The following is a 25,318-nucleotide window of genomic DNA, read 5'->3' on the forward strand; positions in this document are numbered from 1 at the left end:
AGAAAGGTTAGACGACTGCTTTCCAGATGACGTCGTCGGGGACGGGCGCGACGATTTCGATGGGTTCTTTCTTTACCGGATGGAGGAATGAGAGTTTGCGTGCATGCAGATGGATACCGCCATCGGGATTGCTGCGGTCGAAACCGTATTTGAGATCGCCTTTTATAGGTGAGCCGATGGCCGAAAGTTGCGATCTGATTTGGTGATGACGACCCGTATGTAAATTGATTTCCAGTGCGTAGTAGTTGTTTAGTTCTTTTATCACTTTATAATCGAGGCTTGCTTTTTTGCTGTCGGGAACTTCTTTGGCGAAGGCTTTGGAAGTATTCGATTTTTCGTTGCGCTTTAGGAAATGCACCAATGTATCGGCATCTTTCGCCGGACGGTTTTTCACGACGGCCCAATACGTTTTTTGGGTGTCGCGGTTCTTGAACATCTCGTTCATGCGCTCGAGCGCTTTGGACGTTCGCGCGAAAAGAACAATTCCCGTCGTCGGTCTGTCAAGGCGATGCACGACACCCAAAAATACTTCTCCCGGTTTCTGGTATTTGTCCTTGATGTATTCCTTGACGACTTCCGACAGCGGTTTGTCGCCGGTTTTATCGCCTTGCACGATATCACCGACGCGTTTGTTCACGACGATGATGTGGTTGTCTTCGTAGAGGACTTGGAGGTTGTTCTTGGTGGAAACGGTTTTCATATGGACACGCTGCGCTTGAGACATGCTGCGCTAAAGACACGCTGCGCTTTAGATTGCAGGACTCTTTTATTGAATTGATTGGTTTTTTGTTAAACTGAGACGGAATCTTGAAATCATTTTTACGATTTCGTCTAGCTTAAGATTCAGTTCTGTGAGCTTTGTTTCCGGTAGGAACTTAAGATCATAAGAAATCAACAACTGTGTCTCTATTTCAAAAGCAGAGCCCGTAGCGATTTCCAGAAATCTTGAAAAATCTTTTGAAGAATTCCTTGACGATCCCTCAGCTATATTTGAAGCAACGGAAACCGCCGCCCTTCTGAGCTGGTTAGTTAACCCGAATTTTTCGTTCTCGGGAAAATTTTCGGTTGCCGAATAGATTTCGGTACAAAGCTGACGGCTTCGTTTCCATATCTCAAGTTCTTTAAATCTGTGGTGCATATATTCAATATTTTAAGGCTTATAATAATCGGTCTTGATTAGGTCTTGCAGTCCAAAGCAAAGCGTGTCTAAAGCAAAGCGTGTCTAAGTCAATATTGCTCTTTCTCATTCGGGAAATCGCCTTTCTTCACATCGTCGTGATAATTCGCAAGAGCGCCCGTCATAATTTCCCACAAATTCGCATATCGTCTCAAAAACCTCGGGCTGAATTCGTTGTTCATGCCCAACATGTCGTGGATGACCAAAACCTGCCCGTCGACGCCGCCGCCAGCGCCAATGCCTATGATCGGGATGTTCACGCTTTTGGCGACCTGTTCGGCCAATTTCGCAGGGATTTTTTCGAGTACTATAGCAAAACACCCTAGTTTTTCGAGCAATTGCGCGTCTTCCATGAGTTTCTGCGCTTCGGCTTCCTCTTTGGCGCGAACGGTGTACGTTCCGAATTTGTAAATCGATTGAGGTGTCAATCCCAAATGTCCCATCACGGGAACGCCCGCGTTGAGGATGCGTTTTATAGATTCCTTGATTTCGCTTCCGCCTTCTATCTTGACCGCGTGTCCGCCCGATTCTTTCATTACTCGGATCGCCGAGCGCAACGCTTCCTTAGGATCGGATTGGTAACTCCCGAACGGCAAATCGACGACCACCAACGCACGGCCCACGGCGCGAACAACGGACGAAGCATGATAAATCATCTGGTCGAGCGTAATCGGTAAAGTGGTTTCGTGTCCGGCCATCACGTTCGAGGCCGAATCCCCGACAAGGATCACATCTACACCGGCCGTGTCGACCATTTTGGCCATCGTGAAATCGTAAGCGGTAAGCATCGAAATTTTCTCACCGTTGTGCTTCATTTCGATCAATGACTGCGTGGTGATGCGTTTGTAGTCTTTTTTGGCAACTGACATGGTTTGTTTTTTTGAAGAATGTAAAGGTAGGTTAATTATGAATTATAAAATATGAATTGTTTGGGCGTTGCGCCGGATCGAATTTCATCTTCAATTCACCTCTATGCCGGCGCCGGGCTGTCCGCTATTATCTTTTTGGCATCGGGATTCGCAGTTCGGGAAAATTCCGTTTGCCAAAAAGGATAGCCGCTTCCATCCCTAACGCATACGTTTCCAAACGAACATCCGGTGTAACATTTAACGATTTGTCCTAACTAACTTCAAAAATCCGAACCATGAAAAAACTACTGTTCTTATCTGTTATCCTGATTTCCCAAGCCATTTTCGCCCAGGATGCGGCCGTCAAAAAGACGATTGAGGATTTCTTTACGGCTTTCCACGCCAAGGATACCGTCGGCCTCAAGAAGACTTTCTCCAAAGAAATGGTATTGCATTCGATAGCTGAAAAACCCGACGCAGGTAAACTTTCGGTAGAACCGGCTTCCGAGTTCCTCAAATCGATGGCTTCTATTCCCGCCGACATGAAATTCGAGGAAAGGTTGCTGTCGTGGAAAGTCGATCAGGACGGCAACATGGCGCATGTCTGGACACCTTACGAGTTTTACATCAACGGCAAGCTGAGCCACAAAGGCGTGAATTCGTTTTCGCTTTTTAAGGATAAGGACGGATGGAAGATTTTGTATTGTGTGGATACGAGACGTAGGCCGTAGAAATTCCAAATTCCAAATCCCAAATCCCAAAGCGGAAATGAAGAATTCGACTAAATCTTCGGTTTGTCTCGAAGGTCTGGCAAAGAAGAAAGAAAACTCCAGACTGTTGGGTTAGGTTTTTTTTGAAGTAATTGAACGAAGCGAAGCTATGGAAGTCATCGGTCTCGTTTGGAATTTGGAATTTGGAATTTGGAATTTGGAATTTGGAATTTTTTTTTCCAGAATTTAACTTCCCTAACTTTGTCCCATGACCTCAATCCTCATCATCGACGACGAAGACAAACTGCGCGGGCTTTTGGCGCGAATCATCAAAGGCGAAGGTTTCGAGGTAAGTGAAGCGTCCGATCTCAAATCGGGTTTCAGGAAATTGGAGCAGCAGCATTTCGACGTGGTCTTGTGCGACGTGAAATTACCCGACGGAAGCGGCGTCGAGTTCGTCCAAAAAGTCAAGACTGCGTTTCCGGCCGTCGAGATTTTGCTGCTGACCGCTTTCGGAAATATCCCCGACGGCATACAGGCCATGAAAAACGGCGCTTTCGATTACATCGTCAAAGGAGACGACAACGACCGCATCATCCCGTTGTTGTACAAAGCCGCCGAGAAAGCCCAAATGCGTGAGCAGATCCAAAACCTGCAAAAACAGCTTGGTGACAGGCATTCATTCGATGCGATCATCGGCAAGTCGAAACCGATCGTGTCGGCCATCGAATTGGCGCAAAAGGTCTCGGTCACGAATTCGACGGTTTTGCTGTTGGGAGAAACCGGAACCGGAAAGGAAGTGTTCGCGCGTGCGATTCACGAAAACAGTACCCGCAAAAACAAATCGTTCGTGGCCTTGAACTGCAGCGCTTTCGGGAAAGATTTGCTCGAAAGCGAACTTTTCGGATACAAGCAAGGTGCGTTTACCGGAGCCGCCAAAGACAAAAAAGGCTTTATAGAAGAAGCCGACGGCGGCACGCTTTTTTTAGACGAGATAGGCGAGATGCCGCTCGAGTTGCAGGCAAAATTATTGCGCGTGCTCGAGTCGAACGAGTTTATCCGCGTAGGCGATACTGTGGCCCGAAAATCGGACTTCAGGCTGATCGCCGCGACGAACCGCGATCTGAAATCGGAAAGCGAACAAGGACGATTCCGTGCCGACCTGTATTTCCGACTCAACATTTTCGAGATCCGTATTCCGACGTTGCGCGAAAGGCTTAAGGATGTCGCCGCTCTTGCCGAATTTTACGTGTCGCAGTTTTCTCAAAAAATCAACCGTCAAAAACTCCCGATTTCGGACGATTTCCTGTCGGCTTTGCAACAGTATTCGTGGCCCGGAAATATCCGTGAATTAAAAAACATCATCGAGCGAGGCGTGATCCTGGCTTCGGACGAAGGCTTGACGCCCGATCTGCTTCCGTCCGAAATCCGCAATTACGAAACCAACCCGAACAAGACGGTTTCGGCTTTTTCGATGGCCAGCGTCGAAAAACTCCAGATCCGGAAAGTGCTCAATTACACCAAAGGCAATAAGGCCGAGGCGGCGCGATTACTTGAGATCGGTGTGGCGACTTTGTATAGGAAAATGGACGAATATGGGTTGGAGAAATAGCGTCGGATCAGACTTCGATCGGAACGCTTTATCCTAAACTTAACTATTTTACCCTGCGTTTTTTTGCAATGTCTTTTCAAGCCTTGCGGCAATCACCGAGATTGCGGTAAGCATGAAAGTGGCCAGAATGCACATGGCGAGAAAGCCTGCCGGGTCGTCTCTTTTGTCGTGTGCGATCTTGATGAATACGCCCGCGATGACGATCGAGCCGATCAGGAACATCGCACAATACCTTATACCCTTTAAAGTTTTGACCGCTTTTGGAGAGTAAATTTCGTTTCGCCCGACAAAGCCAAGTAGTTGGAACGTCTTATAAAGCCCGATAAAGAAAGCGATCGAGACGACATAAGCGTACAGGATGAACGGATCTGCGTAGATGCTGACCACATCCAAGTTGGCGGCTCTTCCCTCTACCGTGGGAAACCATATCAGCATAGCGATTGCCAAAATGCCTATAAGTGCTATGACTGCCTGAAGAAATACGATTGAATTTTTTTTCATGATCTGGTGAATTTTGTTGACTTCTTTTAGTGTTAGCTTTTTACTTTTTAAAAGTACTTTGAATTGCAAAGTTATTGATTTTTATTTTCCTTCGACATCGGAATTCATCTTTTTTAAAACAATTTGTTCTGTTTTCCAATGCAATAATTCCAAGCGTCAATCATAACCACATCCTTATCATTTTAAAAATGACCTTCTCATTTTGAGACGGTTTTTTAATCCAAAAATCTTTCAGGAAGAAACAATCTACTGATAATAAATGGTTTGTGTGTAAGCGTGCCATATCGGAACGCATTTTGGCATAAGCGGCGCGAACAAAATCCTAACACGATGAAAAATCGCATCACCTCGATCTACAAGCAAGCCGACCGCTTTGCCGAGATCACCAAAACGTTTATCCGCACGGGCAATATCGCACGCGCCAAAAAATGCCTGGCCATCGCCGAAAAACTGTTCAACGAAGGCAACCAGCAAACCAAGAGCGTCATCGCCAATACGTATGTGTTTTCGGTTACGACATTCATGGAATTGCGCAATTGCAAAATCGCCAACCTGTTTCCGCAATCGCTCAAGAAAGAATATATCAACCAAATCACCGCATCGGGCGTATAATGGAAACTTTTCTTCTCTTATTGCTCGCTACCGTCATGTTTGGGATTTGCTATAAATCCGTCGATTTTTTCGAAAAAATGTAAGCCATGACCGCACTGTTTATCATCGCACTTCTTGTTTTCGGCTATTTGGTGTACGTACTCATCAAACCCGAAAATTTCTAAACCAGATCTTATGTATACAGAATTTGTCGGAATCGCGCTTACGTTCGGCCTCGCCATACTGCTCGCGATTCCATTCGGGAAGTTCATCGCCCAAACGTTTTCGGGCGAAAAAACCTTTGCCGATCCGTTTTTCAATCCTTTCGAAAAAATCATTTTCAGCGTTTCAGGAATAGATCCGACGCGTGAAATGAACTGGAAACAGCAACTAAAAGCCATGCTCGGGCTCAATTTCCTGTGGTTCGGTTTGTGTTATCTCGTGTTGCTTTGCCAGGGATTCTTGCCGCTCAATCCCGACGGAAACCCATCAATGTCGCCAGACCTGGCGTTCAACACCGCAATTTCGTTCGTCGTGAACTGCAACTTGCAGCACTATTCGGGCGAAAGCGGATTGAGCTATTTTGGGCAGCTGTTGCTGATGTTCCTTCAGTTTGTCTCTGCAGCGACCGGAATTGCCGCCGCCGCCACGGTTTTCAACGCCATGAAAGAAAGAACGACCCAAACGCTCGGGAATTTTTATAACTATTTCGTCAAAAGTTGTACGCGTGTTTTATTGCCGCTTGCGGTCGTCATCGCCATTTTCCTTGCTTTCAACGGTACTCCGATGACGTTCGACGGAAAAGATAAAATCACTACGCTTCAAGGCGATTCGGTAGAGGTTTCGCGAGGCCCGGCGGCGGCTTTCGTCTCGATCAAGCATTTGGGTACGAACGGAGGCGGATTCTTCGGGGCCAACTCTGCGCATCCGCTAGAAAACCCGAATTATTTCACGAATTGCGTCGAATTGTGGGCGCAATTGATCATTCCGTTTTCGATGATTTTCGCGCTCGGCTTTTACCTGAAAAGGAAAAAAATCGCCTATGTGATTTTTGGCGTGATGACGATCGGATTCCTGCTTTTGGTGATTCCGACGGTGGTTTCCGAAATCAACGGGAATCCTGCACTCTCCAAAATGGGAATCTCCCAAACCGGTGCCATGGAAGGCAAGGAAGTTCGTTTCGGAGCGCCGATGACGGGTTTTTGGAGCATCGCCACCACGGTGATTTCAACGGGTTCGGTCAACGGCATGCACGATTCGACGATGCCGGTTTCGGGCGCGATGCAGCTTCTGGCGATGATGGTCAACGCGTTTTACGGAGGTTGCGGCGTCGGATTCCTCAATTTCTACATCTTCATCATCCTCGCGGTTTTCATTTCGGGACTCATGGTCGGACGCACGCCCGAATTCCTCGGAAAGAAAATCGAGGCGAGAGAAGTCAAGATTGCCGCTTTTATCGCGATCCTTCATCCGCTTTTGATATTGTCGGGAACCGCTCTGGCTGCCCATTTTGCGGCATCGGATACCGAAATGGGTTATTGGCTCGACGGAAAAGCTTCGGGTTGGCTCAACAATCCGGGTGCGCACGGTTTTTCGGAAATGCTGTATGAGAATACGTCGAGCGCGGCCAACAACGGTTCGGGTTTCGAAGGCTTGGCCGACAACAATCCGTTCTGGAACATCCTCACGGGAATCTTGCTTTGGCTAGGCCGTTTCATCCCAATCATCGGACCTGTCGCGATCGCCGGATTGCTTGCCAAAAAGAAATTCATCCCAGAAAGTTCGGGTACGCTCAAGACCGATACGACAATTTTCGGCATCATGGTTTTTGCCGTAATCGCGATCATCGCGGCTTTGAGTTTCTTTCCGGCTTTGGCGCTTGGGCCGTTGGCTGAATATTTTTCTTAAGTGATTAGTGAATGGTGATTGGTTAATGTGGGACTTGAGATTCGAGTTTTCCGATTAGGCCCGAAAGCAATCTTCCGATATGATTAAGCCTTTGTGTCAAATCCGTTGCTTGAGCACTAGTGATAAATTCAAATCCAAGCTTAGTAGAAGCAGTGTGTCTAATTCTGTAACAGAACCCAATGAATAATGGAGAAGCTGGATGAATTCTTTTTTGCTTTTTCTGGCCGCGCCCTCGGCAATATTTACCGGAACGGAAACCGATGCTCTCCTGATTTGCGATACGAGTCCAAAACGCTCCTGCTTCGGAAAGAAATCCGTGGTCAGGTATACAATTTTTACAAATTCGAAACTCAAGGTATAGGCGTGTAATTTTTTATGTGGATGCATATTCGAAATGATTGGCTTAGACGAACATAAGTTACCAATTTTTCATCAATCACCAATCACCGTTCACCATTTACCAAAAATCAAATCCAATGAACAATAAAAATAATTTATTCGAACGCGATCAATTGAAAGTTGCGTTCAAACAGGCATTCGTGAAACTCAACCCGGCGGTGATGGTCAAGAACCCCGTTATGTTTACGGTCGAAATCGGAACGTCGATCATGGCTTTCGTGTGCGGCGCGATTTTGCTCGGACACCAAGGCGAAGGCAGTTTCCTGTACAATTTCATCGTCTTCCTGATTCTGCTGTCGACCTTGCTTTTCGCCAATTTCGCCGAAGCCATAGCCGAAGCGCGCGGTAAAGCCCAAGCCGACAGTTTGAGAAGGACGCGAGAAGAAACGCTTGCCAAGAAAGTCCTGTCCGACGGAAAAATTGAGGAAGTCAACTCGTCTTTCCTCAAAAAGGGCGACCACTTTTTCTGCGAAGCCGGAGACGTAATCCCGATGGACGGCGAAATCATCGAAGGCCTCGCCACGATAGACGAATCGGCGATTACGGGTGAAAGTGCGCCGGTGATTCGGGAGGCGGGAGGCGATAAATCTTCGGTGACTGGCGGCACGAAAGTTTTGTCGGACCGTATCAAAGTGCTCGTCACTTCTGAACCCGGCGAAAGTTTTCTCGACAAAATGATTGCCTTGGTCGAAGGCGCAAGTCGGCAAAAAACACCAAACGAGATTGCGCTCACGATTCTTCTGGCCGCATTCACGCTCATTTTCATCATCGTATGCGTGACCTTGAAACCGTTCGCGGATTACGCCCAAACACCGATTACGATCGCGGCCTTCATCTCGCTTTTCGTATGTCTGATCCCGACGACGATCGGCGGACTGCTTTCTGCCATCGGGATTGCGGGAATGGACAGGGCTTTGAGGGCGAACGTGATCACGAAATCCGGGAAAGCGGTCGAAACGGCCGGCGATATCGATGTTTTGCTACTCGACAAAACAGGCACGATTACCATCGGGAACAGGAAAGCCACGAATTTCTATCCGGCACAAGGCGTGAGTTTCCATGATTTTGTCGAAGCCGCGGTCTTGAGCTCGCTTTCGGATGACACACCCGAAGGAAAATCGATCGTCGAACTGGCGAACCAGATGAATACCGATATCGGTCTTGATGTTTCGGAACTTACTTCACGGATTTCCGAATCCATAAAATTCACGGCCGAAACCAGAACATCGGGCGTAATCCTCAAAGACGGCACCGACATCCGCAAAGGCGCACAGGACGCGGCCCGCAACATCGCCAAACACGCAGGAAATGATTTCCCGATTGCTACTTCGGACAAGGTCACGACGATTTCCGCAAACGGTGGAACGCCTCTGGTCGTCATCAAAAACGGCAAAGTACAAGGCGTGATCGAACTTCAGGACATCATCAAAACGGGCATGAAAGAACGCTTTGAGCGCCTTCGCAAAATGGGCGTAAAAACAGTGATGGTCACGGGCGACAATCCGCTCACGGCAAAATTCATTGCCGAAAAAGCCGGAGTCGACGATTTTATTGCCGAAGCCAAGCCCGAGGACAAAATGAATTACATCAAAAACGAGCAGCTTCAGGGCAAACTCGTCGCGATGATGGGCGACGGTACGAACGACGCGCCCGCTTTGGCCCAAGCCGACGTCGGTGTGGCGATGAATTCGGGAACGCAAGCCGCGAAAGAAGCCGGAAATATGGTCGACCTCGACAACGATCCGACCAAACTCATAGAAATCGTCGAAATCGGGAAACAGCTACTGATGACGCGCGGAACGCTCACGACTTTCTCGATCGCGAACGACGTAGCCAAGTATTTCGCGATCGTGCCCGCGCTTTTCATCACGGCAATCCCGGCTTTGCAAGGCCTCAATATTATGGGCCTGCATTCACCTGAGAGCGCGATTTTGTCGGCGGTGATTTTCAATGCGGTGATCATTCCGCTGCTGATTCCGTTGGCGCTCAAAGGCGTGGCATACAAACCGATTGGCGCGAGTGCGATCCTCAAAAGAAACTTGCTGATTTACGGCCTCGGAGGAATCATCGTACCGTTCATCGGTATCAAGCTCATCGATTTGGCCGTAGGGATTTTTGTGTGAAATGTTGTTTGTGAAATGTGAAATGTGAAATGTAAAATGAAAGATGGAAGATGGAAGATGTGAAATGTCTGACATCCATAATTCAACAATTTCCAAATCACATTTTACTGATAACATATCACATTTCACAAACAACATTTCACAAACAACATTTCACAAAACAACATTTCACATTTCACAAAATGAAAAACATAACATCCATGTTGCGATTGACCCTAGTGCTCATCGTCATATTCTGCATCTACTATCCGCTTATGGTTTTCGGAGTCGCCCAGGCCGCGCCAAATAACGGAAAAGGCGAAATACTTACGATCGACGGCAAGACCGTCGGCTATAAACGGATCGGGCAAAAATTCGACAAACCCGGATTCTTTTGGGGACGTCCGTCTGCGGTCGATTACAATGCGGCCGGAAGCGCCGGAAGTAACAAAGGCCCTTCGAATCCGGATTACCTGATTCAAGTACAGAAAAGGATCGACGCGTTTTTGGTCGCGCATCCGTATCTCAAAAAATCGGATGTGCCGGCCGATATCGTCACGGCTTCGGGCAGCGGCCTCGACCCGCACATTTCGCCACAAGCCGCTTTGATCCAGGTGAAACGTGTCGCCAAAGAACGCAATCTCGATGAATCGAAAGTGAGATCACTTGTGGAGAAACACATCGAAAAACCGACAGTCGCGGGAACTGAAACCGTAAACGTGCTTGAACTCAACCTTGAATTGCAACAACTTAAACATTCAAATATTTCCAAATGACATCATTTAAATTTTTGGCGGGTGCATTGCTCGTCACACTCGGGCTTGGAGCTCAAACCGATTCGACTTCGACCGCGAAAGTGCCTTTCGAAGGCATGGACCTTGGCTGGATCAACGGCCAGAACCGCCAGACCGACTTCCCGCTACAGCTCAAGGACAAAGACGGGAATGCTATCGTGACTGGAGTGGTATACGTAGATTCGTACTACAATTACGATTTCCACCATCCGAAAGACAATACGCACACGATTTCCTCGTCCATCGGGCGCTCGAACGAGTTTACGATCAACATGGCGAGCATCGGGCTTGAGACGAATTACAAGAACATGATCGGACGTCTTTGGCTGCAATGCGGCCAGATGGGATCGATCGTTCAGGATCTGGACGGAACCGTCGGCCATGGTCGCAACACGAGCATCAACAACCTCAAGTACATCCGTGAAGCCGCGGCGGGTTACCATTTCGACGTCGATTATGGATTGAACGTCGAAGCCGGTATTTTCATGAGCTACATCGGACTTGAAAGTTATGTGCTCGGCGAAAACTGGTCGTATCAACGATCGATGGTGTGCGATTTCACGCCTTTCTATTTCCAGGGCGCGCGTGTGCAATATTTTCCTTCCAAACATTTCAAGACCGAATTGTGGCTCTTGAACGGATGGCAGTCGTACAATAGCTGGAACCGTAGTCTTGGCCTTGGGTCGTCCACTTACTGGCGTCCGAATGACAACTTACAGGTCGTGGCAAATTTCTACATCAACGGAAAAGATTCGAGAAATTCCGAAACCGCTCGTTTCCACCACGACAACAGCGTCGTGTACCGCTATTTCAAGAACAAGGAAAGCAATGGGATTTCGCAGGCGGCATTCAGCTTGAATTCGCACTACGGATTCCAGTCGGGCGGCGGTGTAGAGGCGAAAGACAATTATATGCTCGGGACCTCGTTGGCGAACCGCGTCTGGTTCATGAAAAATAAGCTGGCGTTGACCTTGAGAGGTGACGTGATCACGAATCCGGGCGCTTACCTCGCGTTTTCGCCTTCGCCTGTCGCGGATAACGATTTCAACGACGCTTTGGCAGAAGGAAAGGACTTGAAGATGTTCCAGGGAACGGCCACTTTCGACGTGATGCCGAACGACTTTGTCACCTTCCGATTGGAGTACGGCTACCGCTCGAGCAACATGCCATATTTCGCCGGACCCGGAGGGACGACTTCGCCCGATGGTTGGGTCGATACGCCTACGGATACATGGCGCCCCGATCTCAGAAAAAATGAGAACCGCATCACGCTGGCCGTGAACTTTAGGTTGTAACATTCATTTTTGGTTTGTTAGGTAATTTCGGAAGTTGATTTTTCGGCTTCCGGAATTGCCGTTTAAGTGTGAGTGACAATCGGCTGGAAAAATGACAATTGTTGTTGGAAACAAGAACGTGACGAAGATTGCCTTACGCTTTGATTTAACAAAATTTCCGTTTTTTCTGTAATGTCGCCTCAGTCAATTTTTGTAGGGATGTCATCGGCCCTTTCCCCAAAGGGAACTTACGAATTCCCGGAATAACCTCATTACAGAAAATCTGTACCAAATCATAAAATAGCTGCAATCCGCTTTTTAATCCAAATCTAAACATCATGTCAACACCCGAACATTTCCTCGAACTCATACAAAAGTCCAGGCGCGGCAAATTCAAGATTTACATCGGGATGTCGGCCGGAGTAGGCAAGACGTTCCGTATGTTGCAGGAAGCGCATTCGCTGCTCAGGAACGGCATCGACGTCAAGATCGGATATGTCGAAACACACGACCGGCCCGAAACCCACGCGCTTTTGGCCGGTTTGCCTATCATCCCGCGACGACGGCTTTTCTACAAGGGCAAGGATCTCGATGAAATGGACGTGCAGGCGATCCTGAACCTGCGTCCCGAAGTCGTCATCGTAGACGAACTCGCGCACACGAACATCGAAGGCAGCAAGAACGAGAAGCGCTGGCAAGATGTGCTTGAGATCCTGGAATCGGGCATCAATGTGATTTCGGCCGTGAATATCCAGCATATCGAAAGCCTCAACGAAGATGTAAAGCGGATCACCAGCATCGATGTACGCGAACGCATTCCGGATCGGGTTTTGCGCCTCGCCGATGAAGTGGTCAACATCGATTTGACCGCCGACGAACTTATTTCACGCCTCAAGGAAGGCAAAATCTACACTTCCGATAAAGTTCCGCAGGCACTCAAAAACTTCTTTAAATCGGAACAGATCCTGCAATTGCGTGAATTGGCGCTCAAAGAGGTCGCGAGCCAGGTCGTCAGGAAGGTCGAGACCGAAATGCCAAAAAATGTAGCGATACGGCACGAGCGACTTTTGGCTTGTATTTCCTCGAACGAGAAGACCGCGAAGACCGTGATCCGCAAAACCGCGCGTCTGGCCAATTATTACAACAGCGGCCACTGGTTCGTACTGTATGTGGAAACTCCTAACGAAAGCCCGAACCATATCGCGCTAGACAAACAACGTCATCTGATCAACAACTTCAAGCTCGCCACGCAATTGGGAGCCGAAGTCATCAAGATCGAACGAAAGCATGCGGCCGAAGGTATCCTTGAAGTCACTTCCGAAAAGAATATCACGACAGTGTGCATCGGAAAGCCACATTTCAGATTGTTTAAAGTAATTTTGAGTACGACGATCTTCAACAGGTTGCTCAACAGATTGTCGCGCTCGAATGTCGACTTAGTCATCTTGTCATGAAAACCAAAACCAAACTCAATCTTGCCGTCGGGCTGTTGTTCACACTGATTTTGCTGCTTACGATCCTCGGCTCGTATTATATTTTCGCGATCAAACGCGACACCGAGAACATCCTCAAGGCCAATTACAATACGCTCGAATATTCGCGCAAAATGCTGTCGGCGCTCGATGATATGGATTCCGGAAATGCCGCATCGGTCGCGGTTTTTGAACACAACCTGACGCGTCAGTTGGCGAACATCACCGAAGCCGGAGAGGAAAAAGCGACCAAAGACGTCGAGGCTAATTTTGCCGACCTCAAACGGAATCCGACCGACGGGTCCGTGAAGACCGTCATCCGTCAAGGGATTTTCGAAGTCATGAAGCTCAATATGGATGCGCTCAAGAAAAAGTCGGATATGGCCCAAAACACCGCAGAAACCGCCAATTGGGTCATTGCGATCGCGGGCTGTCTGTGTTTTTTGATCGCGTTCAACCTTATGGTCAACCTGCCGAACCATATCGCGAATCCGATTCGCGAACTCACCCAGAGCATCAGGGAAATCGCTAAAGGGAATTATCGTCAGCGTGTGAATTTTTCCGATGCCAACGAATTCGGCGACCTGGCCAAATCGTTTAATGCGATGGCGCAGAAACTTCAGGAATTCAACGACAGCAACCTCAACAAGCTGCTCATCGAGAAAAAGCGCATCGAAACTTTGCTCGACAACATGCACGATCCGGTAATCGGCCTCGACAACGAAGGACGCATCTTGTCGGCCAATAGCGAAGCATTGAAAATCATGGGATTGAAAGCCGAAGAGATTGTCGGGCAACCGGCTGCACAAGTAGCTTTGAGGAATGATTTGCTCAAGTCGCTGATCGTAAACGAATTCGAAAGCCCGAAAGCGCATCCGATGAAAATCTACGCCAACGGAAAGGAAAGTTACTTCGAGCGCGAAAACGTCGACATCAGTATCGTGCCGACAGGTGAGGAGCAATCCGTCGAGATCGGGAATTTCATCATCCTGAGGAACATCACGGTTTTCAAGGAACTCGATTTCGCCAAGACGAATTTCATAGCGACGGTTTCCCATGAGCTCAAAACGCCGATAGCGGCCATAAAATTGAGCCTGGATTTGCTTCAGAACGAACGCAACGGCGAACTTAACTCCGATCAAAAACAACTGCTCGAAAGCATACGCGAAGACAGCGCACGCCTGTTGAAGATTACGGGTGAATTGCTTGAGATGTCGCAGCTCGAGACGGGAAATATCCAACTCGCGATCGGGAAATGTGCGGTTGCCGATATCGTATCGATGGCACTCGAAGCCGTGAAGACTCAAGCCGACCAAAAAGAGATCTCGATCGTTTATGAGGCATTCTATTTGCCCGAAATCCGCGCGGATAAAGACAAAACGTCGTGGGTGTTGATCAATTTCCTCACGAACGCGATCCGTTATTCTTCCGAAAAAGCGCAAATTTTGGTAACGGCGAATGTAGAATCCGATTTCGTTTCGGTAATCGTAAAAGACAACGGCCAAGGCATCGACCCGAAATACCAATCGCGTATTTTCGACCGGTATTTCCAGGTTCCGGGAAAATCGAAATCGGGTACAGGTTTAGGATTGGCGATAAGCCGCGAATTCATAGAAGCGCAAGGCGGTGCGATAGGCGTAGAGAGCGATTTGGGATTGGGCAGCAGCTTTTGGTTCAGGTTGCCGTTGACTTAGATTCTTGAATCCGCTAAAAAGCTTTGAGCTGGATACCCAGCTTCTTAATTTTTGAATTCAGCGTAGACGGTGGGATGTTGAGCAGTTCTGCAGCTCCGCCACTGCCATAAATTTTCCCTTTGCACTTTTTGAGAATGGCTGAAATGTAATCGCGTTCGTTCTCTACGATCGTCTTTATTCCAAAAGGCATTTCAGGTTCTGGATCATAGTTTTGCGAAGCCGGGATGTCGATTTCGGTGATGGTGTTGCCTTCGGTAAGCAGGATGCTTCTTTGTATCAGGTGTTCCAATTGCCTGATGTTGCCGGGCCATTGGTAGGAAACGATTTCCTGGTGTATTTCTTCTGAAATCGACAGTTTCTCGCGGCCCATTTTGGAACAGTACAAGTCGATGAAATGATCGGCCAGCGCGGCGATGTCGTCTTTGCGTTCGCGAAGTGCAGGTACGGTTATCGGGAAAATGTAAAGCCGGTAATACAGATCCATGCGGAATCTTCCGGCGGCTACTTCTTCTTCAAGGTTCTTGTTCGTGGCCGCGATGACGCGCGTGTCGATTTTTATCGGGAGCTTTCCGCCGACGCGTTCTATTTCCATTTCCTGAAGCACGCGCAGCAATTTTACCTGCAGATCTATCGGCATTTCACCGATCTCGTCAAGGAAGATGGTGCCTTTGTCGGCGAGTTCGAATTTGCCGATATGTTTGTCGTCGGCACCCGTAAAAGCGCCTTTCTCATGCCCGAACAAAACCGATTCGGCCAGTTTTTCGGGAATCGCGCCACAGTTGATGACCACGAACGGATGGTTTTTCCTTGGCGACAGATCGTGTATGCACTTGGCTACTTTTTCTTTTCCTGTGCCGCTTTCGCCGAGGATAAGCACCGAAGTATCCGACGGAGCCACTTTTTTGATGTAGTTGAACACCGTGATCATTTTTTTGCTCGAACCGATCATTCCTTCAAAATGCGATGTCGTCGTTTCGGGTTGCGGCTCATCGGTCTTTTTGGGTTTTTGTTTTGATGTAGGGAACGTGCGTACTTTTTCGGCGAATTTGGCAAGCGTGCCCAAAATACCGGAAACCAAAAAAAGATGCTCATTGGTATACGCATCGCTTTGCCTCGAATAGAACAGGAAGTGGTAAATGTCGCCATGCGTTAAAGAAATGGGTACGGCCAGAAGCGCGCGCATCCCGAACGATTCGGCCACCATGCGAACCGGTGCGAAATCTTTGCAAGTTCCGGCAAAAGTACCGTTTTCTATGATGCTAGGTTCTTTCCATTGCGGTATCGTGGTTTCGTGGTCCGTTGTGAAGGAAGAGGGAGGAACGATTTGGTATTTTTCGAAATTGCCATGCAACAAGCTCACGGTTTCCTGTCCCATTTCGCCTATTTTACCGAACGTCATATAATCGAAAGGAATGAATTGCTGCAGGGTTTTGCCCAAATGCAACGTCGCTTCTTCACGGTTCTTCGCGTTCTTTAATGCCGTTTCTACACTTTCCTGCAAAAATCCGATCTGGCGCAGCACGAACTCGAGACTGTGCGTATGTCGGTAACACGCAATTTCCAATGTAGTCAGTACGTCTTTTTCGCGGAAAGGCTTTACGATGAAACCATAAGGCTGCGTTTCTTTGGCGCGATCCAGGATGTTCTTGCCCGAATTGGCCGAAATGTAAATGAAACCGATATGGCTTTCCCTGAGTTTTACGGCCAGGTCGATCCCGGTTTCCTTTCCGTGCAGGAAAATATCGAGACACACCAGATCGGGTTTCTTTTCGGTGACCAGTTGTATGGCTTCTTTTGTGTCGGACGCGATCCCGACTACTTCATAGCCCGCATTTTCAAGGATAAGCTGTAGGTCGTATGCCTCGACGAACTGGTCTTCGACAATAAGGATTTTCTTTTTTGCCATATTTTCGTTTCGTTTCATGTCGTTGCACTTTGGTCTATAGCCGTCGATAGGTTTTCCTCTACGAGTTCTTGGGGAATCGGTTTGATAGCGTTGCGGAAGGAAACCGAAATCTTCACGCCGCTTGCCGTTTCGAACAGAAGATTGCCGCCGAGTTCCTTTCCGAAACCTTTTATGAGTCTCATGCCAAGAGACGGCAATTCTTTTTCCGGAGAATAATCGGGAATGCCGATGCCGTCGTCCTTTATTTCCAGTTTGATAAGGTCATTTTCGTTTTTCAACGAAATGGAAATCGTGCCGGCGGCGTCATCGGGAAACGCATGTTTGATCGCATTGGTCACGGCTTCGTTCAGGATGAGCCCTAAAGGAACGGCTTTCGTGGTGTCGAGTTCGACGGGGTCGACTTCGGTAACGAACCTGATGCGTTGGCCTGTATCGAACGTAGCCTTGAAATACTCTACCAATTCCTTGATGTAAAGCCGCATGTCCACCGTCGTCATCGTATCGGATTGGTACAGCTTTTTATGGATCAGCGACATAGAATGGATGCGGTGTTGGCTGTTCGCGATCGCCGCTTTGGCCTTTTCGTCCTTAAGGAAATGAGATTGCGTATTGAGCAGGCTCATCACCACTTGCAGGTTGTTCTTGACGCGGTGGTGTATTTCCTTGAGCAACCATTCCTTTTCCTTGAGCAGGCTTTGGAGCGTATCGTTCTTGAGTCCGATTTCGTTTTTGATGCGCCGGTTGATGCGATAACGCCTATAAACAAAAAAAACAATCATCAACAAAAGCCCGATGGCGCCCAAACCGATATTGCGCATTTGCGTCGCTTTCGAGATATGCGCCTGCTGGATTTCGTTTTTGCGATGCAGTTGCAACAAGCTTTTTTCCTTTTTTTCGGTCTCGTATTTTACCTGCATCTCGGCCACTTGTTTGGTCTTCTCTTTGTTGAGCATGGTTTCGCGTATGGCCATTTCCTTTTTGAGATGGGCGAGCGATGTCTCGTAATCGCCTTTGATGGAATCCAATCTAAAGAAAAGATGCGCTATACTTGCCTCAATTTCGGGGCTTTTGATTTTCGCGTTGAATTTTTTGTAGCGCTGGCCGTATGATCGGGCGCGTTCGTATTGCTTGGTGGCATACAGGTATTCGATGATCGGCGGATAAAGCGATTCCTGTCCGACCGCATCGGGTGCGAGTCCATCCGATTCGGATATGGCCATTTCGATATACTTTCCTGCGCCTTCATAATCTTTTAGAGTTAGGAAGTTCCTGATCAGTACGCTTCTGGTGATCATCTGGTATTCGGGCGGCAATCTGTTGAAATGACGGTCGATGTTTTTGAGGAACATCAATGCCTCATCCTTGCGTTGGCTTTGCATGTACAATTCGAGTATGTTGCCCTCAAGTTGCATCGTCGCCCCGAAATCGTTGTACAGCAGTGAAATCTCGTGGGCTTTCGAGAAGCTTTGCAAGGCACGGTCCACATCGCGTACATGAAAATTTGCAATTCCCGCATAGTTGTAGATCATGACCGCGTCCTGGCTGTCATCCGAATATTTTTCGGCAAGACGCATGGCGCGCAGCCCATAATCGACGGCGGCATCGTATTGGCCCATCGTATCGTAAAGTATGCTCATCCAGGCGTATACGAACTGCACTTTTTCTTCCTCAATCATCGCGTAAACGTCGAGGCTCTTCTTGAACAGGTCAAGTCCTTCCTGCATGCGGCCGGCTTTGGCGATGAATTCTGCCGCACGGCTCATCGCATAGGCCTGTTTTTTGAATTCGTGCTCGCTTCGGTACAGGTCGGCGGCTTTTTGTGCCGTCATCGCGACTTCGGGCGCTTCCCTCAAATTGATTTTGGCGTAGAACAACCCCATGTAGGCGTCGGCCAACTGCGATTTTTGGTGCGGCTCGAACAGGTCGACGGCTTTTTGGGCAAGTTCTTCGGCCTGGGCATAAATCCGTTGTCTTTCGGCTACGTTTTCATGACGTGCTTTTCGTTTGTTTATGCGCGACAAAAGCGTGTAGCCCTTGCCCAATCCGGTTTTGTAATGAAGTTCCTCGCTGAGTTTTTCGGCTTTTTTGGTATAGAAAAACGAACTGTCCAAGGCTTTGGGTTTGGCTATTTTGTTGGATTCCGAAAAGTAGTTCCCGCCAAGCCGCAACAAGACATCGACTTGTGTGGAATCGGGTTTTGTCTTTACGAGAAGTTTGCGCAATTCCTTGTTCGAAAGCGAATCGGCGTTTTGGCAAAACACAAACGAAACCGCTCCAATCCAAAAAATAATCGGAAGTAAGATTCTGGACATGACGCATGAATATGGGTTAAACTACTCATTTATCGTTGTGGCAGAGAAGAGGTTGTCCGGGCATTACATAGGGTCTTAAAATTAGTGAAAAAATACCCATCACAGCTTTGTTATCCGATGTTTTTCAGTCGCTGGATGCGAATGTGGACGTCTCTGGTTTATCGGTTTTTGCGACATCGTTTTTTTCGCTGTTTAGCGAACCTACCGCGAATTTTCGTTGTGCGTTTTATGCTTCCAGATTCCTTGCGGAAAAAAATATCTATACGCTTTAGCCTTTGTTGATAAGGGTTTTGCAGAGATTCCTTATCCGTTTTTCCATAATCGATTTTTTGGCTGGCATCAAGTTGGACTTCACCAAATCGGCTTTGACCGAGCCAACCTTATGTTCAACTTAAATATTCAAGACAAATGAAAACGATTACCGAAAAGATCGGATGCAAAATGGCCTTCCGACACAGATTGATCCAGCTTTTACTATTGCTTGCCGCGCCCATTTGCATGGCACAGAACACGGCTTTGGCGGCGAGTGCCGTCTCCGGCGAGATCCGTCCTTTTAAAGTGAGCTTTTCCAAGGCCGACCTTGACGATTTGCGACATCGCATAAAGAGCACGAAGCTCCCCGAAAAGGAAACCGTCAACGACTTTTCGCAAGGCGTGCCTCTAAAGACCATCAAGGAATTGACCGAGTACTGGGCCAACGACTACGACCTTGACAAACTTGAAGCGAAATTGAACGCCTATCCGCAATTCATTACGAACATTGATGGGCTTGACATCCATTTCATCCACGTGCGCTCCAAAGAACCTAAAGCGATGCCTTTGATCCTTGCGCACGGTTGGCCCGGTTCTACGATAGAGCTCATGAAGATCATTGACCCGCTGACCAATCCGAAAGCGTATGGAGGCAAGGCCGAAGATGCGTTCGATGTCGTGATTCCGTCCATGCCGGGTTATGGTTTTTCGGGCAAGCCGACCTCTACGGGTTGGGGACCGGAACGCATCGCAAGCGCGTATACCGAACTCATGAAACGTCTCGGATATAAAAAATTTCTTGCCCAAGGCGGCGACTGGGGTGCGCTAATCGTAGATATGATGGGCGTACAGGCACCGCCCGAACTGGTCGCCATCCATACCAACATGGCGGGAGCCGTCCCACCCGAAATCGATAAGGCGGCTTTTACGGGAGCACCGATGCCGTCGGGTCTTTCTGCCGATGAACGCTATGCGTACGAACGACTCGCTTTCTTTTATAAATCGGGATTGGCCTATGCGCTCGAAATGGCAAACCGTCCGCAGTCGTTGGCGGCCTTGTCTGATTCGCCGGTCGGGCTTGCGACTTTTTTGCTCGACCACGACGCTTTGAGCCTCGAGATGATCGCGCGTTCTTTCGCCGGACAAAAAGAAGGGCTTTCACCCGATGACGTGCTCGACAACGTTTCTATGTACTGGCTTACGAACACGGCCGTGTCCTCATCGCGTCTTTATTGGGAAAACAAACTGGCCTTCTTCGCGCCCAAGAACGTAAAAATCCCGGTTGCCGTGAGCGTGTTCCCCGACGAAATCTATGCGGCTCCCAAAAGTTGGGCAGAGAAAGCTTATCCGAACCTCATCTATTATAACAAAGTAGGGAAAGGCGGCCATTTTGCGGCTTGGGAACAACCCAAACTTTTCGTGGAGGAATTGCGTGCCGCTTTCGGAAAATTGCGCAAACCGGTAAAAGGCTGATTGTCGATAAATCTAAAAACAATCGACATGAGAACCGCTCAAACTACAATTGTGCCGACGGTCGATGATCCGCAGGCCATACGTCCGTTCGAGGTACAATTTTTACAAAACGACCTTGACGACCTGCGCCAACGGGTTACTGCAACGAGATTCCCCGAAAAGGAAACCGTCGACGACAATTCACAAGGCATTCCGCTCAAGACCGTCAAGGCTATCGCGAAGTATTGGGCCAACGACTATGATTTCGGGAAACTGCAAAGGAAACTTAACGCTTATCCGCAGTTCGTTACCGAAATAGGCGGTTTGGATATTCACTTTATCCATGTACGCGCCAAAGAACGCAACGCGTTGCCGATCATCATTACGCATGGTTGGCCCGGATCGGTGCTCCATCAGATGAAAATAATTTGTGCGCTGGCCAATCCGACTTCGTATGGAGGTAAGGCCGAGGATGCGTTTGACGTCATCATCCCGTCGATACCGGGTTTCGGTTTTTCAGGCAAGCCCAATGCTACGGGCTGGAATCCTACGCGTATCGCTTCGGCCTGGATCGAACTTATGAAACGCCTCGGCTATGACCGGTTTGTAGCTCAAGGTGGCGATTGGGGCGCGCTTATCACCGAACAGATCGGCGTGCTTGCGCCACCGGAACTCATAGGATTGCATACCAATATGCCCGCAGCCGTGCCTGCTTATATAGATCGTGCGGCCGCATTCGGAGAAGCTTTGCCATCGGAAATTCCATCTGAAGAAAGACAGGCTTACGAAGACTTGGCTTTCGTGTACAAACGGGTTTATTACGCCCATTATATGGCGAGTCGCCCTCAGACTTTGGCGGCTTTGGCGGATTCTCCCGTCGGAATGGCGGCGTTCATGGCCGATTTCGATGCTCGCGGGCTCGAGCTCATACAGCGCGCTTTCGATGGGGTGGAGGAAGGCATTTCGAGAGATGACCTGCTAGACAATTTCTCGTTGTTCTGGCTCACGAATACCGCGGTTTCGGCCGGTCGTATTTATTGGGAAAACAAGCTGCCGTATTTCAGTCCCAAAGGCATTGAAGTGCCTGTTGCTGTAAGCGTGTTCCCCGATGAGCTGTATCGATGTCCGAAAAGTTGGGCAGAGGTTGCTTATCCGAATCTTATCCATTACAACAAGCTTGAGAAAGGCGGCCATTTCCCTGCATGGGAACAGCCCGAAATCTTCGTGGACGAGCTTCGGAACGCGTTGCGAAAACTGCGTACGACAAAAAGATCTCATGAGAATTATTCAATAACAATTTAAAAATGAAAACAATGAAAAGTACAGAAAACACAATGACGATGGAGGCCACCGAAATCCGTCCGTTCAGGGCAAGTTTCTCCAAAAGCGAACTCGACGACCTGCGCCGCCGCATCGCCGCGACCAAATTCCCCGAAAAGGAAACGGTAAACGATTTTTCGCAAGGCGTGCCTCTCAAAACGATCAAGCAGCTCACAGAATATTGGGCAAACGATTACGATCTTGACGGATTTGAAGACCGCGTGAACGCCTATCCGCAGTTCATCACTACGATCGACGGTCTCGACATCCATTTCGTGCACGTCAAGTCGAAAGAGGCCAATGCGTTGCCGATCATCATTACGCACGGTTGGCCCGGATCGGTGATCGAGCAGATGAAAATCATCGGACCGTTGACCGACCCCGTCAAATACGGCGGCAAGGCAGAAGACGCTTTCGATGTCGTGATCCCTTCTATGCCGGGTTACGGTTTTTCGGGCAAACCGACCAACACAGGTTGGGGACCAGATCACATCGCATCGGCCTGGAGCGAACTCATGCAACGATTGGGTTACAACAAGTTCCTTGCCCAAGGCGGTGACTGGGGCGCGCTCGTGACCGACCAGATCGGGGTTCTTGCGCCTCCGGGGCTCATGGGCATACACACCAACATGCCCGGTGCGGTTCCTGCTGCTTTGGATAAGGCGGCCTTTTCAAGTGAACCGGCTCCGGCCAACCTTTCGGCAGAAGAACGCTATGCATACGATCAGCTCGAGTTCGTTTACAGGCATGTGTTCTATGCGTTTTACATGGCGAGCCGCCCGCAAACTTTGGTAGGTCTTACCGATTCTCCGGTCGGATTGGCGACTTTCCTTATCGATCACGACGCCAGAAGCCTTGAATTGATCGCACGTTCTTTTGCAGGACAACAGGAAGGCCTTACGCCCGATGACGTGCTGGACAACGTGACTTTGTTCTGGCTGACCAATACAGGTGTGTCCGCGTCACGACTTTATTGGGAAAACAAATTCGCGTATTTCAGTCCCAAAGGCGTAAAAGTGCCTGTAGCGGTAAGTGCTTTCCCCGATGAGCTTTACCAATGTCCGAGAAATTGGGCAGAAGAGGCGTATCCGAACCTGATCCACTATAACAAAGTGGCCAAAGGCGGACATTTCGCGGCTTGGGAACAACCTGCGATCCTTGTCAACGAGCTTCGTACGGCGTTCCGTCAGTTGCGTTGAGGTTTCGTTTAGACTGTTGTGGAAGGGCGGTGATTGGCTGCCCTTCTTTTTAGAATACAAAATATAGTGTGTTGATTTTTAAGTTGTTGTGTAAAATTTGTAACTTTCATCAGATTTCGAAATGTTCGTTTTCTACAAGTCAATTCAGTTCCGATCGGAATCCCTTACAAACATGAGATACTTCTAAAAATTCAATGTGATGATAGAAAAATTATCCAACCTTCCGAATCCGTGGCAGATACTCAACGATCCGGCGTCGATAATCGTAATCGGTATATTTTTGTGCCTGATGGTGGCCGAAGCCGTATTCCCGGGACGGCCTTTGCCCAAAATACGATATTGGAAACTCAAGGGAATCGTGGCTTTTGTGGTTTATTTTTTCCTCTCGTCTTACCTGCCGCTGATCTGGAACGATTTCCTCTCAGGCTACCAAATCATCGATATGTCTGGGCTCGGCGATTATTGGGGTGCGTTAGTGGCTTTGTTGATTTATGAGTTCGGCGTGTATGTTTGGCATCGCGCCATGCACAAGAACAATGTGTTGTGGCGGGTTTTTCATCAGATGCACCACAGTGCCGAGCGCGTGGATACGTACGGGACTTTCTTTTTCAGCCCGATGGACATGATTGGGTTCACTTTTCTTACGAGCCTCGCGTTGGTCTGGATTGGAGGCTTTACGCCCCAGGCGACGATTTACGCGATTTACGGTGCGACGTTTTTGGCCGTCATCCAACATACCAACATCAGGACGCCTCAATGGATGGGCTATATTTTCCAGCGGCCCGAATCGCATTCGGTACATCATGAAAAAGGGGTGCACGCGTTCAATTATTCCGACTTGCCGTTGTTCGATATTTTATTGGGCACGTTCCGCAATCCGAAGGAATTTGCGCATGAGACTGGTTTTTATGACGGAGCTTCGGGAAAAATCGGGGCGATGATGTTGTTTAGGGACGTAAATAAGGGATAAATGCCAGATAGTTGGATGATAAGAAAGCCGCTGTTGCGGTTTTTTTGTTGCTTGGCCGACGCTGCGCCGAATCTTCTGGCCCCGAAAATTTATGTGAATACGAATCGGGGAAAGTTCATACATTTATCAACCGTAGCAAATTTGATCCAATAAGGCACCTATGGCACTTTCTCCAAAAGCGGAAAACATTTTAAGTCGAATAGACGACAAAACCAAACTCGGTGACTTAAGGAAAATTGCCGCCGAAATCAAAAAAGATCATGTGCTGGCAATGGAACTTTGGGATTCAGGAACGTTTTTGCCGAGGCAATTGTCCATCCTGATTATGGATAACAAGCTTCTTTCGCAGGAATCGATCGACAAACTGGACCGCGATATACGAACTCATCCGTTCGATGAGCGCAATCATTTGACGGATTGGTTGATGGCCAATCAGCTTACTAAAAACAAGAAGACGATCGAGTTGATCCAATCTTGGGAAAATAGCCTTTCCTCACTCCAAAGACGCGTGTTTTGGTATTACCAGGGAAGATTGAGATGGGTCGGACAAGTCCCGCCTGACGACACGGAAAACATATTGTCCGCCATCGAAAGTAAAATCGAAAATGAAGCGCCCGAAGTGCAATGGGCCATGAATTTTACCGCAGGCTGGATTGGCGTTTATGATAAGAAGTATCGGAACCGTTGCGTAGCGCTTGGCGAGCGAACTGGCCTTTACAAGAGCAAGATGGTATCGAAAGGATGTACGCCCGAATATTTGCCCGAGTTCATCGCGATCGAAAGCGATAAGAGAAAGATATAGCCGACGAATGAACCGCAAATTAA

The 25,318-nt window shown here is 48.5% G+C and carries 22 protein-coding genes; 15 read left to right on the plus strand and 7 right to left on the minus strand.

Annotated features, from left to right (window positions below; genetic code table 11):
- Positions 1-7: 7 nt before the first annotated feature.
- The 3 genes from HZF10_RS01670 to panB all read right to left on the minus strand — a co-directional run bounded on the left by HZF10_RS01670 (position 8) and on the right by panB (position 2,046).
- Positions 8-700: an RluA family pseudouridine synthase gene (locus HZF10_RS01670; protein WP_176004437.1), complete on the minus strand. Its 693-nt coding sequence runs from the start codon at positions 698-700 to the stop codon at positions 8-10.
- Positions 701-766: 66 nt separating this feature from the next.
- Positions 767-1,138, minus strand: a complete 372-nt coding sequence (locus HZF10_RS01675; protein ID WP_176004438.1) for a four helix bundle protein — start codon at positions 1,136-1,138, stop codon at positions 767-769.
- 89 nt (positions 1,139-1,227) lie between these two features.
- Positions 1,228-2,046: a 3-methyl-2-oxobutanoate hydroxymethyltransferase gene (gene panB / locus HZF10_RS01680; RefSeq protein ID WP_176004439.1), complete on the minus strand. Its 819-nt coding sequence runs from the start codon at positions 2,044-2,046 to the stop codon at positions 1,228-1,230.
- 275 nt (positions 2,047-2,321) lie between these two features.
- Between panB and HZF10_RS01685 the strand changes: the two genes are divergently transcribed.
- Both HZF10_RS01685 and HZF10_RS01690 read left to right on the plus strand, forming a co-directional pair.
- On the plus strand, positions 2,322-2,756 hold the full coding sequence (locus HZF10_RS01685; RefSeq protein WP_176004440.1) for a nuclear transport factor 2 family protein: 435 nt from the start codon (positions 2,322-2,324) through the stop codon (positions 2,754-2,756).
- A gap of 247 nt (positions 2,757-3,003) precedes the next feature.
- The gene (locus HZF10_RS01690; protein WP_176004441.1) at positions 3,004-4,347 is read left to right on the plus strand and encodes a sigma-54-dependent transcriptional regulator; all 1,344 of its coding nucleotides are present in this window, start codon (positions 3,004-3,006) and stop codon (positions 4,345-4,347) included.
- A gap of 48 nt (positions 4,348-4,395) precedes the next feature.
- Here the strand turns inward: HZF10_RS01690 and HZF10_RS01695 are convergent, their stop codons facing one another.
- A complete protein-coding gene (locus HZF10_RS01695) occupies positions 4,396-4,848 on the minus strand; it encodes a DUF2975 domain-containing protein (protein ID WP_176004442.1) in 453 nt (150 codons plus the stop codon).
- A gap of 330 nt (positions 4,849-5,178) precedes the next feature.
- Here HZF10_RS01695 and HZF10_RS01700 point away from each other — a divergent pair, with 330 nt between their 5' ends.
- The 3 genes from HZF10_RS01700 (at position 5,179) to kdpA (ending at position 7,347) form a co-directional block, all read left to right on the plus strand.
- Positions 5,179-5,460 (plus strand): DUF7674 family protein, encoded by a 282-nt coding sequence (locus HZF10_RS01700; RefSeq protein WP_176004443.1) that lies wholly within the window; start codon positions 5,179-5,181, stop codon positions 5,458-5,460.
- 86 nt (positions 5,461-5,546) lie between these two features.
- Positions 5,547-5,624, plus strand: a complete 78-nt coding sequence (locus HZF10_RS01705; RefSeq protein ID WP_176004544.1) for a potassium-transporting ATPase subunit F — start codon at positions 5,547-5,549, stop codon at positions 5,622-5,624.
- Positions 5,625-5,634: 10 nt separating this feature from the next.
- Positions 5,635-7,347, plus strand: coding sequence for a potassium-transporting ATPase subunit KdpA (gene kdpA, locus HZF10_RS01710; protein WP_176004444.1), 1,713 nt, complete (start codon positions 5,635-5,637; stop codon positions 7,345-7,347).
- Positions 7,348-7,443: 96 nt separating this feature from the next.
- Here the strand turns inward: kdpA and HZF10_RS01715 are convergent, their stop codons facing one another.
- Positions 7,444-7,734, minus strand: coding sequence for a four helix bundle protein (locus HZF10_RS01715; RefSeq protein WP_217703325.1), 291 nt, complete (start codon positions 7,732-7,734; stop codon positions 7,444-7,446).
- A gap of 89 nt (positions 7,735-7,823) precedes the next feature.
- Between HZF10_RS01715 and kdpB the strand changes: the two genes are divergently transcribed.
- The 5 genes from kdpB (at position 7,824) to HZF10_RS01740 (ending at position 15,082) form a co-directional block, all read left to right on the plus strand.
- Positions 7,824-9,869: a potassium-transporting ATPase subunit KdpB gene (gene kdpB, locus HZF10_RS01720; RefSeq protein WP_176004445.1), complete on the plus strand. Its 2,046-nt coding sequence runs from the start codon at positions 7,824-7,826 to the stop codon at positions 9,867-9,869.
- A 182-nt stretch (positions 9,870-10,051) separates the two neighbouring features.
- Positions 10,052-10,624: a K(+)-transporting ATPase subunit C gene (locus HZF10_RS01725; RefSeq protein ID WP_176004446.1), complete on the plus strand. Its 573-nt coding sequence runs from the start codon at positions 10,052-10,054 to the stop codon at positions 10,622-10,624.
- Entirely contained in the window at positions 10,621-11,937 is a 1,317-nt protein-coding gene (locus HZF10_RS01730; protein WP_176004447.1) for an outer membrane beta-barrel protein, read from the plus strand. The genes HZF10_RS01725 and HZF10_RS01730 overlap by 4 nt, the downstream gene beginning before the upstream one ends.
- Before the next feature lie 317 nt (positions 11,938-12,254).
- On the plus strand, positions 12,255-13,370 hold the full coding sequence (locus HZF10_RS01735; protein WP_176004448.1) for a sensor protein KdpD: 1,116 nt from the start codon (positions 12,255-12,257) through the stop codon (positions 13,368-13,370).
- On the plus strand, positions 13,367-15,082 hold the full coding sequence (locus HZF10_RS01740; protein ID WP_176004449.1) for a sensor histidine kinase: 1,716 nt from the start codon (positions 13,367-13,369) through the stop codon (positions 15,080-15,082). The genes HZF10_RS01735 and HZF10_RS01740 overlap by 4 nt, the downstream gene beginning before the upstream one ends.
- A gap of 13 nt (positions 15,083-15,095) precedes the next feature.
- Here HZF10_RS01740 and HZF10_RS01745 read toward each other — a convergent pair whose 3' ends face one another.
- Both HZF10_RS01745 and HZF10_RS01750 read right to left on the minus strand, forming a co-directional pair.
- Entirely contained in the window at positions 15,096-17,006 is a 1,911-nt protein-coding gene (locus HZF10_RS01745; RefSeq protein ID WP_176004450.1) for a sigma 54-interacting response regulator, read from the minus strand.
- A complete protein-coding gene (locus HZF10_RS01750) occupies positions 17,003-19,300 on the minus strand; it encodes a sensor histidine kinase (RefSeq protein WP_176004451.1) in 2,298 nt (765 codons plus the stop codon). The genes HZF10_RS01745 and HZF10_RS01750 overlap by 4 nt, the downstream gene beginning before the upstream one ends.
- Positions 19,301-19,708: 408 nt before the next feature.
- Between HZF10_RS01750 and HZF10_RS01755 the strand changes: the two genes are divergently transcribed.
- The 5 genes from HZF10_RS01755 (at position 19,709) to HZF10_RS01775 (ending at position 25,295) form a co-directional block, all read left to right on the plus strand.
- Positions 19,709-21,025 carry an epoxide hydrolase family protein gene (locus HZF10_RS01755; protein WP_176004452.1) on the plus strand — a complete coding sequence of 439 codons (1,317 nt, stop codon included), beginning with the start codon at positions 19,709-19,711 and terminating at the stop codon, positions 21,023-21,025.
- Between the two features lie 27 nt (positions 21,026-21,052).
- Entirely contained in the window at positions 21,053-22,306 is a 1,254-nt protein-coding gene (locus tag HZF10_RS01760; protein WP_176004453.1) for an epoxide hydrolase family protein, read from the plus strand.
- An 11-nt stretch (positions 22,307-22,317) separates the two neighbouring features.
- The gene (locus HZF10_RS01765; RefSeq protein WP_217703326.1) at positions 22,318-23,523 is read left to right on the plus strand and encodes an epoxide hydrolase family protein; all 1,206 of its coding nucleotides are present in this window, start codon (positions 22,318-22,320) and stop codon (positions 23,521-23,523) included.
- A gap of 199 nt (positions 23,524-23,722) precedes the next feature.
- On the plus strand, positions 23,723-24,493 hold the full coding sequence (locus tag HZF10_RS01770) for a sterol desaturase family protein (RefSeq protein ID WP_176004455.1): 771 nt from the start codon (positions 23,723-23,725) through the stop codon (positions 24,491-24,493).
- A gap of 160 nt (positions 24,494-24,653) precedes the next feature.
- On the plus strand, positions 24,654-25,295 hold the full coding sequence (locus tag HZF10_RS01775) for a DNA alkylation repair protein (RefSeq protein ID WP_176004456.1): 642 nt from the start codon (positions 24,654-24,656) through the stop codon (positions 25,293-25,295).
- Positions 25,296-25,318 lie beyond the last annotated feature (23 nt).

Source organism: Flavobacterium agri (assembly GCF_013401995.1).
In the GTDB taxonomy this organism is placed as follows: domain Bacteria; phylum Bacteroidota; class Bacteroidia; order Flavobacteriales; family Flavobacteriaceae; genus Flavobacterium; species Flavobacterium agri.